Here is a 13,267-nt window from a genome sequence, read left to right on the forward strand (position 1 = left end):
CACCTCGGTCATGTGCATCTCCGCCACCACCCGCTTCATCACCTCGACCGGGCAGGGCGAGCCCGCCATGATTCCGGTGCGCAGCGACGACAGGTCGTGCGAGCTGAAGTCCGGCAGGCCCAGTTCGGCGATGAACATGGTCGGGACCCCGTACAGGGAAGTGCACTTCTCCTCGGTGACCGCCCGCAGCGTGGCCGCCGGGTCGAAGCCCTGGGCCGGCAGGACCATGCACGCGCCGTGGGTGGTCGCTGCCAGGTTGCCCATCACCATGCCGAAGCAGTGGTAGAGCGGCACCGGGATGCAGATCCGGTCCGACTCGGTGTAGCCGACCAGTTCGCCCACGAAGAAGCCGTTGTTCGCGATGTTGTGGTGCGACAGCGTCGCGCCCTTGGGAAAGCCGGTCGTGCCGGAGGTGTACTGGATGTTGATCGGGTCGTCGAAGGCGAGCGTCGCGGCCCGCTCCGCCAGCGACCGGCCCTCCCCCGCCGCGATCAGGGCGTCCCAGTCCGGGGTGCCGATGAAGATCGTCTCGGTGAAGCCGATCTCGGCGATCATGGCGCGGTAGTCGCTGGTCTTGAAGGCGGCCGCGCTGATCAGCAGGCGCAGGCCCGACTGGCGCACCACGTATGCCAGTTCGTGCGTCCGGTATGCCGGGTTGACGTTCACCAGGATCGCGCCGATCTTGGCTGTCGCGTACTGCGTGATCACCCATTCCGCGCAGTTCGGTGCCCAGATTCCCACCCGGTCGCCCTTTTCGATCCCGCGGGCCAGCAGGCCGCGGGCGACCTCGTTCACCGCGGCGTCGAACTCCGTGTACGTCCAGCGGCGCCCGGACGGCAAGTCCACCAGCGCCTCGCGGTCGCCGTGGGCCGCGACCGTGCGTTCGAGGTTCGCGCCGATCGTCTCGCCGAGCAGCGGCAGGTCGGAGGTCCCGGCAGCATAGGAGAGCATCTCCGCAGCATGAGCCGGTCGAAGCCGCCGCACTACCCCCGTTCAGGGGTGGAGCGCCGTGACATGCTGGTGACGTGCCCGAGACAGCCGACCTGTCCACCGCCGTGGGCCGCGTCCGGCGGGTCACCGGGCTGCCGGTCGCCTTCGGCGGGGCGGTCGCCGCCGACGGGCGCGCCCTGCGGCTGACCGACTTCGCCGGCACCATGACCGGCGCGCTGCACGGGCTGGTGGTCAGCGCCGGCCACGGGCTCGGCGGGCGGGTGGTCAGTTCGGCGCGGCCGGGCCGGGTCGACGACTATGCCACCGACCCCCGGATCAGCCACGAGTACGACAAGCCGGTCACTGTCGAGGGGCTGCGTGCCATCGCCGCGGTGCCGGTCGCGGTGGGCGGTTCGGTCCTGGCGGTCCTGTACGCCGGCACCCGCGAGCCGCTGTCGGTCGGCAACCGCGCGCTCGACGCGATGAGCCGGGTGGCGGCGCGCGTCTGCACCGAGCTGACCGTACGCCGGGAAGTGCAGCGCCGGATCGAGGAGCTGGAGACGACCGCGGTCCTGACCCGTGCGGCGCCGACGGCTCCCGAGTGGGAGGACGTCCGGCAGGCACACGCCGACCTGCGCACGATCGCCCAGGAGGTGGCCGACCCGGCCCTGCGGTCGCGCCTGCAGGAGGTGTGCGCGCTGCTCGCCCAGTCCGGCAGCCCGGCGCGCTCGCCGAATCCGTTGTCGCCGCGCGAGCTGGATGTGCTGGCGATGGTGGCGGTCGGCTGCGGCAACGCGGAGGCAGCCCGCCGCCTCGGCCTGCTGCCGGAGACCGTGAAGAGCTATCTGCGCAACGCGATGCGCAAGCTGGGCACGCACGGCCGGATGGAGACGGTCATGACCGCCCGCCGCCTGGGCCACCTGCCCTGAGATGCGTCTCGGCCGCCCGCGCCGCGGCACGGGCCTGGATCTGCTTGACGAACCTGACGTTCCGCAGGGGCAGCAGCGCCATCGTCGCGGTGATCGCGACGGATGTGGACAGGGCCCAGCACCAGCGGGATCCGGGCGATCGCGTCGAGGAGCAGGCCCGCGGCCCAGGCTGCGGAGTTCGGCCGGCGACACTACGAGCTGCGGCGCGACTGGGCGCGCTGGGTCCTCGAACAGCTGGAGCACATTCGCGACACCGAGGATCTGACTAGGGTCAGCAGGGTGAAGAGACCGACGATCGCCGATATCGCCCGGGAGGCCGGGGTGTCCAAGGGCGCTGTCTCGTACGCGCTGAACAACCGGCCCGGCGTCTCCGACCAGACCCGGGCGCGCATCCTGGCGATCGCCGACCGGATCGGTTTCCGGGCCAGCGCGGCCGCCCGGGCCCTGGCCGGCGCCCCCGCCAACATGGTCGGCCTGGCGTTGCGGCGGCCCGCCAGCACGCTGGGCGTGGAGCCGTTCTTCATGGAGCTGGTCAGCGGGTTGGAGGCCGAGCTGTCCCTCCGCTCGTACGCCCTGCTGTTGCAGTTGGTCCCCGACGACGACCCGGACGCCGAGATCGAGGTCTACCGGCAGTGGTGGATCGAGGGCCGGGTCGACGGGGTGCTGCTCTGCGACGTGCGCGCGGCCGATCCGCGGATCCCGGCGGTCGCGGAGATCGGTGTCCCCGCCGTCGTCATCGGGCCGCCCACCGACGGCGAGCTGCTGCCGAGTCTCTGGTCCGACGACGCGGTGTCGGTCGCCGAGGCGGTGGAGCACCTGGCCGGGCTGGGCCACCGCCGGATCGCCCGGGTGGCCGGCATCCCCGAGCTGGCGCACACGGGCGCGCGCGGCCGCGCGTTCGCCGAGAGCTGCGACCGGTTGGGGGTCGCCGCGGCACCGACGGTCTGGACCGATTACACCGGGGAGGCCGGCGCGCAGGCGACCCGCGAGCTGCTGGCCGGCCGGCCCCGGCCGACGGCGATCGTGTACGACAACGACATCATGGCGATTGCCGGACTGGCCACCGCGCAGGAGCTGGGCTACGCGGTACCGGCCGAGCTGTCCATCGTCGCCTGGGACGACTCGCCGGTCTGTGGGCTCGTGCATCCGCCGCTGACCGCGCTGACCCGCGACATCGTCGCCTATGGCGCGAACGCCGCCCGGCTGCTGCTCTCCGTCATCGCGGGTGAACAGGCGAACAGCCGACTCGACGAGCCCGCCCACCTGATCGCCCGCGCCAGCACAGCGCCCCCGCCAAGGGAGAGGTAGCCCCGCGCAGCGCCCCCGCCCGGGAAAGAGCAGCCCCGCGCAGCGCCCTCGCCCGCGAAACAGCAGCCCCGCGCAGCGCCCCCGCCCGGGAAACAGCAGGCCCCGCGCAGCAACCCGCCGGGGCACGGGATGACCGGGCTCAGGCGGGGAGGTGGGCCGGACCGGTGCTGCGGCGTACCTCGAGACGACCGCTCTCGGCCCGTACCGGCGGCCGGACCTCGCCGTCCAGCGCCGCGAAGAGCTGCGCCGCGGCCAGGCCGCCATAGGCGGCGATGTCCCGCCTGATCACCGTCAACGGCGGGCCCACGACCTGGCAGAGCGGGGAATCCTCGCACGCCACGAGCGACAGGTCCGCGGGTACGGCGAGACCGAGCTCGCCCGCGACACCGAGCCCGGCGACGGCCATGACGTCGTTGTCGTACACGATCGCCGTGGGCCGTTCCCGGCCGCGGAGCAGTTCGCGGGTCCGCTCGGCGCCGGCGATGCCGGTGTAGTCGGCCCGCACGATGGTGAGCGCGATGCCCCGCTCCGCGCAGGCCCGCGCCATCGTGTCGTCGCGGATCGTCGTGTGCACCATCCCGGCCGGCCCGCTGACCCGGGCGACCCGGACGTGACCGAGCCCCGCGAGGTGCTCGACCAGCTCCAGGGTCCAGCCGGTGTCGTCGCACCACGCGCCCGGCAGGCCGTCGTCGGGCGTACTCGCGATCAGCGCCGCCGGCAGCCCCAGCCGGCGCACCACGGCGATCCGTGGATCGTCCGGCCGCGGATCGCAGATCAGCACGCCGTCCACCCGGCGCTCGGCGCTCCACCGGCGGTGGACCCGCGCCTCCTCGTCGAGGTCGGCGACGAGCTGCAGGGCCAGCCCGAAACCGCGCCCGGCCAGCTCGGCCTGGACCCCGGCGATGAGGCAACGCCGGAACACCTCGACGGTCAGCGCGGCCGACGAGCGCAGCAGCACCAGCCCGATCGCGTTGGCCGCGGCGCCGTGCAGGGCCAGCGCCGCGCCGTTCGCGCGGTAGCCGAGCTCGTGGGCGATGCCGAGGATGCGCTGGCGCAGGTCCGCGGAGACGCCGGGACGGCCGTTGAGGGCGTACGAGACGGCGATCCGGGACACCCCGGCGCGCCGGGCGATGTCGGACATTGTCGCTGCACGCACGGTTCAGCGTAAACCCGGGCTCTATGCTCCAGCCATGATGCGCAAGGTCGTCGTGCAGCCGGACGGGGTACGGGTCGTCGAGGCGGAGATCCCGGCACCCGGTCCAGGCGAGGCACAGCTCCGGATGGTGGTGGCCGGCGTCTGCGGCTCCGACACGCACGCGTTGCGCGGCCGGCACCCGAACGTGCACCCGCCGTACGCGCCGGGACACGAGGTGGTCGGCGTCGTCACGGCGGTGGGCGCGGACGTGACCACGGTACGCGCCGGCCAGCGGGCCACCGTGGAGCCGGACCTGCCGTGCTGGGAGTGCAAGCAGTGCTGGGCCGGCCGGCAGAACCTCTGCGAGCGCCTCGGCTTCTTCGGCTGCGGCTCGGCGCAGGGCGGCATGGCCGACACGTTCACGATCGACGTCCGCCGGCTGCACCTCGTGCCGGACGACCTCGACGACCCGACGGCGGCCCTGATCGAACCGCTGTCGACCCCGGTGCACGCGATCCGGCTGGCCGGCGGCGTCCGGGGCCGGACGGTGGCGATCCTCGGCGTCGGGACGATCGGCCTGCTGACGCTGAAGGTGGCCCGGGCCTACGGCGCCCGGCGCATCGTCGTGACGGCCCGCTCGGCGCAGCGCCGCAAGCGGGCGCTGGCCTTCGGCGCGGACGCGGCCGTGGACGCGACCGCACCGGACGCGGCGGATCAGGTACGCGCGGCGCTGGCCGAGAGCGCCGACGTGGTCTTCGACTGCGTGGCCGAACAGTCGACCACGACGCAGGCGCTGGCGATCGCGAACAAGGGCGGCACGGTCATCGTGGTGGGCGTGCCGGCCGGCGAGGTGACGGTGCCGCTGGCGCTGCTGCAGGACAGCCAGCTCAGGATCCAGGGCAGCGCGACGTACCTGCCGGAGGACTACGCCGACGCGATGCGGCTGCTGCGCGACGGGGTGGTCACGGCGGCGGATTTCGTGACGGCGATCCGGCCGCTCCACGAGGCGGCCGCGGCGTTCGCCGACGCGGAAAGCGGCGACCACATCAAGGTTCTGCTCAAACCGCGCTAACCGCGGTGACTAGATCGATCGGCGCCGACGTGGTGAGCTGGGCGGCATGACGGACTACGACATCGTTGTTGTAGGCAGCGGGTTCGGCGGGAGTGTCACCGCGCTGCGGCTGACCGAGAAGGGCTACCGGGTCGGCGTGCTCGAGGCCGGCCGGCGCTTCACCCCCGACACGCTGCCCCGCACGTCCTGGGATCTGCGGGCCTTTCTCTGGGCGCCCGCGCTCGGCCTGCGGGGCATCCAGCGGATCACTCTGCTCAAGGACATCGTCGTGCTGTCCGCGGCCGGGGTCGGCGGCGGTTCGCTGGTCTACGCGAACACGCTCTACCGGCCGCCGGCCACGTTCTTCGCCGATCCGCGCTGGGCCGGGATCACCGACTGGGCCCGGGAGCTGGAGCCGCACTACGCGCAGGCCGCCCGGATGCTCGGCGTCACCGAGCAGCCGTCGATCACCCCCTCCGACGAGGTCATCCGGGCCGTCGCGCAGGACATGGGGGTCGGCGACACGTTCCGGCGTACCCCGGTCGGGGTCTTCTTCGGTGAGCCCGGCCGGACCGTGCCGGATCCCTACTTCGGTGGGGCCGGACCGGCCCGGACCGGGTGCACCGAGTGCGGCGATTGCATGATCGGCTGCCGGCTCGGCGCGAAGAACCGGCTCGACCTGAACTACCTCTATCTCGCGGAACGGGCCGGCGCGGTCGTGCACCCGGACACCAAGGTCTCCGCGCTGCGGCCGGTCGCGGACGGCTGGGAGCTCAGCACCTCGCAAGGCACGTTCACCGCGCGGGAGGTGGTGCTGTCGGCCGGGGCGCTGGGCACCCAGCGGCTGCTGCACGCCATGAAGGACACCGGGGTGCTGCCCGCGCTCTCCGACCGGCTCGGTGCGCTGACCCGGACCAACTCGGAGGCGCTGCTGGGCGCGCAGACTGTGGCCGTACCGGAGAAGCCCTTCTCCCGGGGGGTCGCGATCACCTCCAGTTTCCACCCGGACGCCGAGACCCACATCGAGCCGGTCCGGTACGGGCCCGGCAGCAACGCGATGGGCCTGCTCACCACGCTGCTGGTGGACGGCGGCGGCCGGGTGCCGCGGCCGATCCGCTTCCTCGGCCAGGCGCTGCGCCATCCCGGCATCCTGCTGCGGTCGCTGTCGAAGCGGCGCTGGAGCGACCGGACGATCATCGCGCTGGTCATGCAGACCGTGGACAACTCGCTGACGGTGCGGCGCACCAAGCGCGGCCGGCTCACCACCGGGCCCGGCCACGGCCCGGTCAACCCGACCTGGATCCCGGTCGGGCACGAGGCGGTACGCCGGATCGCCGCCAAGATCGGCGGTCATCCGGGCGGCTCGGTGGGCGACGTCTTCAACATCCCGATGACCGCGCACATCCTCGGCGGCGTGACGATCGGCGCCTCGGCCGGCACCGGCGTGGTCGACCCCTACCAGCGGGTGTACGGCTACCCGGGCCTGCACGTGGTGGACGGCTCGGTGGTCCCCGCGAACCTCGGGGTGAACCCGTCGCTGACCATCACCGCGCTGGCCGAGCGGGCAATGTCGCTGTGGCCCAACAAGGGCGAGGCCGACCGGCGACCGGCGCTCGGCGCACCCTACGAACGCGTCGAGCAGGTCGCGCCCCACTCCCCCGCGGTGCCTGCCGACGCACCGGCGGCACTACGGATCACGCCGGTCCCGCGACCGGCGACCCAACCCGCCGAAACGCCGCCGGCTTAGCTCGCACGGCAGCAGCCTTTGTGATCAGGGCTGGAGTTCGAGGTATTGATGGTGGTGGTCATCGCCCCCTGACGAGTACGGACGGTGGATGGGGTCGCGGACGACTCTGATGATGTTGGGGTGTTGATCAGTCGGCCGGGGTTTGGCTGACGGTCAATCCGGTCAGGGTGCGCCGGACGGCTCACTTCCGCCGGGTCGTGCCGAGGATGACACAACGGATCCAAAGCAGCAGTAACCGCCGCAGCACCAGACGTATCCAGGTAGCCACTCAACCGGACCTGACCGTTACCGAGCGGGCTCAGCGTAAACCCACGCTTACCGTGCGCCTGAGCCTATTGGCCGGCCAGGAACTCGGCTGCGCGCTGCTCAGCGACCTCGGGGGCGACATGCTCCAGGATCCGCGCACCCAGCTTGCCCAAGGCCACCGCGATGCGACGATTGCCGTACCGGGCGAGGCGCGATGCCCACGAAGACCTTCAGGCCGCGCGAAACGGCCAAGGTCTGGCTCGGCCAGCGTCGGCACACCAGGCACGCCGCCTCGACCTCGAACTCCGAACACGATCCCGAACGACGGCCGCCGTACCAGGGAAGCAGAGCTGCAGAACAGGGAAGCAGAGCTGCAAGCCGTACGCCGGCCGCCCCGCCGCCGGGTTGATCGGCGACGGGGCGGGGCATGCTGGGATGCGCGAAGATCAGGCCTTCGTGCAGGCCGACCCGTTCAGGGTGAAGGTCGATGGGCTGGCGAAGCTGCCGCTGTAGGTGCCCTGGAAGCCGAACGACGTGCTGCCGCCGGCCGGGATGCTGCCGTTGTGGGCCACGTTGCGAGCGGTCACCGCGCCGCTGTTGCCGGAGAGCATGGTGTTCCACGAACTGGTCACCGCCTGGCCACCGGGGAGGGTGAAGCCGAGCGTCCAGTCGTTGAGCGCGCTGCTGCCGGTGTTGGCCACGGTCACATTCGCCACGAAGCCGCTGCCCCACGAGTCCGCCGCGTACGTCACCTTGCAGGCCGAGGTCCCCGTCGGAGGCTGGGTGGTGGGCTGGGTGGTCGGACCGCCGCCCCCGCCGTTGACCGACGCGGAGAAGTTCGTGACGGCCAGGCCCGTGCCGCCGATCCACGGTTCGAAGCCGGCCTGGATGCTGGTCAGGTACCACGCGCTGGTGATCGCGCCACGGTTCCGGATGTCGGTGATGAAGTCCAGGACGCTGAAGCTCCAGCTCGTGATCGCCGACGGGGCGACGTACGAGATGACGTTGTTCGCGCCGTTGTTGCCCTGCCAGACCTGCCAGCTGCGGCCGCCGATGGTGGTGCTGCCCACGACCGAGCCGATCGGCTGGATCGAGCCCTGCCGGTTGAACCAGATCATGATCTCCATGGCGTTGACGCCGTCCCGTTTCGGCGACGGGTCGAGCCAGATGTCGTACGCCGCGTCGTAGGTGGCGCCGGAGACATAGTTGTAACTGATGCTGCTGTTCGCGCTGCTGATCGCGCTGACCTGCATCGGCAGGGTGGTGCCGGGTGAGCAGTTCGTGTAATGGCAACCGAGGTAGACGGCCGGGTAGGACACCGGCGCGCCGCTGGTGTTGCCGACGCCCTGTTGAGCGGTGATGGCGAATCCACTGTCGGTGACATTGATGCACTGTTGGGCCGAGGTGCCCCAACGGTTGTTCATCACCACGTAGCGACCGCCGATGGTGGTCGAGCCGTACTGTTCGCAGATCTGCGTGTCTGCCTGGGCGGGACCGGCGACTGCGAATGCCGTGATCGTGCCCGCGGCCAGCAGAGCGGCCGCCGTGACAGCGCGGATGACGCGTCTCATGACTGCTCCTGAAGGTGGGGGATCCCTCGGGGAAGGGCTGCGTGGGAGCGCTCCCACGCAACGTACAACACATTGACGGGCGTGAGAAGTGTTGCCGGGAAGTTTCATGAATTTATCGAGCTGGCGCGCGCACCGGGGCGGGCCACCGCCCGTTTTCGGCCGCGCTCCGCAGGCCGGGCGCGGCGAATGGAACGGATGATCTGCGCGACATGCAGCGCGGACAATTTGCACACCTCGGCACGGACGGACAGAATGAATACGCAGGAATTCTCATAGACAATGGCGCCGTCCCGGGAGCAACCACTCATGGCCAAGCAGGTAATTACCCTTCTGACCGATGACCTCGACGGGGGCGAGGCCGACCGCACCGTCGAGTTCGGACTCGATGGTGTGAACTACTCGATCGACCTGTCGGAGAAGAACGCCGGCAAGCTGCGTAAGGCGTTGGACCCGTACCTGTCGGTGGCGACGCGGGTCGGTCGCTCCGGCGTCGATGCCCGTTCCGGCCGGCGCACGGCCGCCCCGGCGAGCACCGGCCGGGCGAGCCGCGACCAGAACCAGGCCATTCGCGAGTGGGCCGGGAAGAACGGCTACGAGGTTTCCGAGCGTGGCCGCATCCCGAGCTCCATCGTCGAGGCGTACCACAGCAAGCGATAGATTTCGCGGCGCGGAAAATCGGCGCCGCCGGTCCGGCGGCGCCGATTTCTGCTTAGGGGTGGGTTAATTCTCAGGCGGCAAGCCGGCCCGGACGGCGGCAGGCGCCGCAAGGTCAGTTGTGGCCGCCGATGCCGATGTGGACACCGACGCCGACGCTGATGAGGCCGTGGCCGTGGCCGTGCCCCATGCCGCGGTGACGGTGGCTGTGACAGACGCGGCGCCGCATGGGACCCCAGTCGTCACCGTCGTCCCAGTCGTACCAGTCGTTCCAATGGCCGTGCCCGTTGTACCAATGGCAGTGATAGCCGCGGGGGCGGTCGGCGCCGGAGTCCGGGGCGGCCGCCGCGGGGTTCGCCACGGCGAGACCCGCTCCGGTCACGAGGAACATGCCGGCGATCAGGAGGCCTGCACGTCGCATGGTGTGTCCTTTCAGGGTGGAGTGATTGACACCCGAAAGCCTTACTCGCTGTCACTCTTTTTTCCGATTTTTCGGAAAAATATAGAATGCAGGGGAAAAATCTGACGCTGCTCCCGAGGCTGACGTTTCCGCTGGTGCCCATGCAGCGAACTGCCTAGGTCATCCGCCGCGGATGGGCTCAGACGGCAGCGAGGGGCAACGGATTGCGGAGCCAGGCCAGCGCCTCGGTCGCGTCCAGCGGCTCCGAGTAGTAGTAACCCTGCCCCAGCGGACACCCGAGCTGCGCCAGCAGCATCCGGTGCGTAGCGTCCTCGATGCCCTCGGCGACCACGGTGAGGTTCAGCGTCTGCGCCAGGCTGATGATGCCCGCGACCAGCGCGAGCTGCTGCTCGCTGCCGACCATGTCGTCGATGAAGGTCTTGTCGATCTTCAGGACGTCGATCGGGCGCTGGCGCAGGTAGCCCAGCGACGAGTAGCCGGTGCCGAAGTCGTCGATGGCGATCCGCACGCCGGCCTCCTGCAGGGTGGCCAGGTCGGTCCAGATCTGCTCGTCGTCGCCCATCAGCAGGGTCTCGGTGATCTCCAGCATCAGCGCCCGCGCGGGCACGCCGGCATATTCGAGCGAGGCCTTGACCTGCTCGACGAAGCCGGACTGGCGGAACTGGCGGACCGAGACGTTGACGCTGACGTACGGCTGCTGGATGCGTGGCAGGATGCGCCGCCACTGGGCGACCGTGTGCAGGGCCTGGTCGAGGACCCAGCGGCCCATCGGCACGATCAGCCCGCTCTCCTCGGCCACCTCGATGAACTGGTCCGGCGCGATGACCCCGCGCTGCGGGTGGTGCCAGCGCACCAGCGCCTCGAAGCCGACCGCCTCGTCGGTGCCGAGGTCGACGATGGGCTGGTACTGCAGCAGGAAGTGGCCCTCGTTGACCGCGTGGTCCAGCGCCGAGCGCAGTTCGAGCCGGTCCACCATCGCGCTGTGCAGGTGGGACTGGTAGCGCCGCCACTGGTTCTTGCCGGCGCCCTTCGCCACGTACAGGGCCAGATCGGCCTGGCGCAGCAGCGCGTCGGCGGTGTCCGCCTCCGGCGTGGTGGTGATGCCGATGCTCGCCACGGCCTGCAGCGGCCCGCCGTCCACCATGATCGGCTCGGCCAGGGCGGCCAGGATCCGGGTGGCGGTCTCCTCGACCGCGCCCGGGTCCTGCACGTTCTCGACCAGCGCGGCGAACTCGTCGCCGCCGAGCCGGGCGGCGGTGTCGTCGGCCCGCAGCGCGCCCGCGATCCGGGCCGCCACGGCGATCAGCAGCTGGTCGCCGGTCGCGTGGCCCAGGGTGTCGTTGACGATCTTGAAGTCGTCCAGGTCGATGAAGAGCACGCCGACCACCGAGCCGTCGCGGGCGCCGCGAGCCAGCGCGTGCTGCAGCCGGTCGGCGAAGAGCACCCGGTTGGCCAGTCCGGTCAGCGAGTCGTGGAACGCCTGGTGGGTCAGTTCGCGTTCGAGCTGGCGGCGGTCGGTCACATCACGCAGGGTGACGACCAGGCCGGCGACCGTCTGGTCCGCGCGCAGGTCCCGGCAGTGCATCTCGAGCATCACTTCGGTACGGCGCCGCCCGACAGCGCGGAAGTCCAGGCCTTCCGGCGTGCCCTCGCCGCCACGGACGGCGGCTAGCACGTCGGCGAGCCGAAGCCGGTCGCCGGGGTGGATGAGGTCGGGCAGGGAGGCGCCCACCGGGTCGCCGCCCAGCACGTGTCCCGCGGACGGGCTCGCGTACCGGACCCGTTCGTCCTCGTCGACGATCAGGATGACGTCCGAGGTGTTCTGCACCAGGGTGCGGAAGTAGGCCTCGCTGTTGCGCCGGGTGACCTCCTTGCTCAGCCCGATCCGCTCCAGCGCCAGGGCGACCTGGTGGGCCAGCACCTCCAGCGCCCGTTGCAGGCCGAGCAGCGCCCAGGTCGGCCCGCCCACGTGCAGCACCCCGACGAGCGGGTCGCCGTTCGGGCGGTCCCGCAGCACCAACGGGCAGCGCAGCACCATGTTGAAGTGGGTGAGCCGGACCGCGACCGCCCAGTCGACGTCGCGGGTGGCAACGAGGCGGGCGGCCGTACCGGTGGCGCGGTCGAAGTCGGACTGGGCCGCGACCTCGGGGGCGACGGGCCCTTCCGGTTCGGTGATGGCCATGGCGAGCACCACGCCGTGCGGCACGTCGGCGGGCAGGAGCTGGGCCACGGCCGTACGGACCGCGTTGCCGACCTCGTCCGCGTCGGCCGCGGAGACCAGCGCGGCCGAGGCCTCACGCAGGCCGCGCTCGCGGGCCAGGGCCAGCCGGTGGCTGGCCATGATGCCCGCCATCCGCGCCAGGACCAGCAGGAACGTCAAGGCGCTCAGCGCCGCGACCACGGTCAGGTCGGGCACCTCCCCGTCGACACTGACCTGGAAGACCAGCACGGCCGGGGCCACCAGCGAGGCCAGCGCCAGCAGGCCGAGCCGGACCCGGCCCAGCTCGGCCAGCGGTGTGGCGACCGGCCGGGTCAGCTCGGCCATCGAGGGGCTCAGCGCGGCCAGGCCGACGGCCGCGTACATCGGGACCCGCCCGAAGGTGGCCAGGAAGGCGAGGTCGTCGCGCAGCGAGACCAGGTTGCCGCCCACGTCCGCGAGCAGCAGCGCCAGCACACCGGCGGCCAGCCAGCCGGCGGCCGGCAGCCGGCGGCCGGAGGCGGTCAGCAGCCGGGTCAGCAACGCCAGGCAGAGCAGGTCACCGACCGGGAACGCCACCGCGACCCACTGCTGGGCCAACGACAGGTCCGTGTCCCGCAGGTGCGGCCCGATCACGAAGGTCCAGGCCAGCAGGGCCACGCCGGAGGTCAGGGTCAGGGCGTCGAGCAGCCCGCCGGTGTCGCGACGGCCGCCCGTGCGCAGCCGGACGAACCGGTAGAGCACCAGCGCCAGCAGTGGATAGCCGGCGAGCAGGAAGCCGGTGCCGATGGTGTGCATGTGGGAGAAGACGGGCCGGGCGGTGTAGGCGGGGACGCCGGCGAACGAGAGCCCGACCGCGAGGGCGAGCAACTGCCAAGGCCCGCGCCGGATCGGGTAGTGCCGGCGCAGGCCGGCGAGCACGGCCAGTACGGCGGAAGCCCCGGCGAGCACGCCGACGGGCGGCTGCCAGGCCGGCACCACCGCGAAGACGCACCCGAGCAGGGCCATCCAGAGGCCGAAGAGGGCGGCGGTCAGCCTGGTCGGCATGCGGCTCCCTCCGGGATGAACGTCAGACGCT

At 71.6% G+C, this 13,267-nt stretch carries 10 protein-coding genes; 5 read left to right on the top strand and 5 right to left on the bottom strand.

From position 1 onward, the window contains the following. The coding region (locus DMB66_RS36040; RefSeq protein ID WP_148112790.1) for an AMP-binding protein at nt 1-951 on the bottom strand (951 nt) is incomplete at its 3' end. A gap of 74 nt (nt 952-1,025) precedes the next feature. On the opposite strand from DMB66_RS36040, the gene DMB66_RS36045 reads away from it, so the two are divergent. Beyond that, nucleotides 1,026-1,859, top strand: a complete 834-nt coding sequence (locus tag DMB66_RS36045; RefSeq protein ID WP_125808607.1) for a LuxR C-terminal-related transcriptional regulator — start codon at nt 1,026-1,028, stop codon at nt 1,857-1,859. Nucleotides 1,860-2,138: 279 nt separating this feature from the next. Further along, complete coding sequence (locus tag DMB66_RS36050; protein ID WP_125808608.1) at nt 2,139-3,167, top strand: LacI family DNA-binding transcriptional regulator; 1,029 nt, start codon at nt 2,139-2,141, stop codon at nt 3,165-3,167. Between the two features lie 139 nt (nt 3,168-3,306). Here DMB66_RS36050 and DMB66_RS36055 read toward each other — a convergent pair whose 3' ends face one another. Next, complete coding sequence (locus DMB66_RS36055; RefSeq protein ID WP_125808636.1) at nt 3,307-4,308, bottom strand: LacI family DNA-binding transcriptional regulator; 1,002 nt, start codon at nt 4,306-4,308, stop codon at nt 3,307-3,309. A gap of 49 nt (nt 4,309-4,357) precedes the next feature. On the opposite strand from DMB66_RS36055, the gene DMB66_RS36060 reads away from it, so the two are divergent. Continuing rightward, entirely contained in the window at nt 4,358-5,374 is a 1,017-nt protein-coding gene (locus DMB66_RS36060) for a zinc-binding dehydrogenase (RefSeq protein WP_125808609.1), read from the top strand. A gap of 46 nt (nt 5,375-5,420) precedes the next feature. Continuing rightward, nucleotides 5,421-7,100 carry a GMC oxidoreductase gene (locus DMB66_RS36065; RefSeq protein ID WP_125808610.1) on the top strand — a complete coding sequence of 560 codons (1,680 nt, stop codon included), beginning with the start codon at nt 5,421-5,423 and terminating at the stop codon, nt 7,098-7,100. A gap of 692 nt (nt 7,101-7,792) precedes the next feature. On the opposite strand, the gene DMB66_RS36070 is transcribed toward DMB66_RS36065, so the two are convergent. After that, the gene (locus DMB66_RS36070) at nt 7,793-8,917 is read right to left on the bottom strand and encodes a cellulose binding domain-containing protein (RefSeq protein WP_125808611.1); all 1,125 of its coding nucleotides are present in this window, start codon (nt 8,915-8,917) and stop codon (nt 7,793-7,795) included. 306 nt (nt 8,918-9,223) lie between these two features. Between DMB66_RS36070 and DMB66_RS36075 the strand changes: the two genes are divergently transcribed. Beyond that, nucleotides 9,224-9,574 carry an Lsr2 family protein gene (locus DMB66_RS36075; RefSeq protein WP_125808612.1) on the top strand — a complete coding sequence of 117 codons (351 nt, stop codon included), beginning with the start codon at nt 9,224-9,226 and terminating at the stop codon, nt 9,572-9,574. Nucleotides 9,575-9,686: 112 nt separating this feature from the next. On the opposite strand, the gene DMB66_RS61610 is transcribed toward DMB66_RS36075, so the two are convergent. Together DMB66_RS61610 and DMB66_RS36085 are read right to left on the bottom strand one after the other, a co-directional pair. Then, a complete protein-coding gene (locus DMB66_RS61610) occupies nt 9,687-9,992 on the bottom strand; it encodes a hypothetical protein (RefSeq protein ID WP_158647486.1) in 306 nt (101 codons plus the stop codon). A 178-nt stretch (nt 9,993-10,170) separates the two neighbouring features. After that, the gene (locus DMB66_RS36085) at nt 10,171-13,236 is read right to left on the bottom strand and encodes a bifunctional diguanylate cyclase/phosphodiesterase (RefSeq protein WP_125808614.1); all 3,066 of its coding nucleotides are present in this window, start codon (nt 13,234-13,236) and stop codon (nt 10,171-10,173) included. Nucleotides 13,237-13,267 lie beyond the last annotated feature (31 nt).

Source organism: Actinoplanes sp. ATCC 53533 (assembly GCF_003947245.1).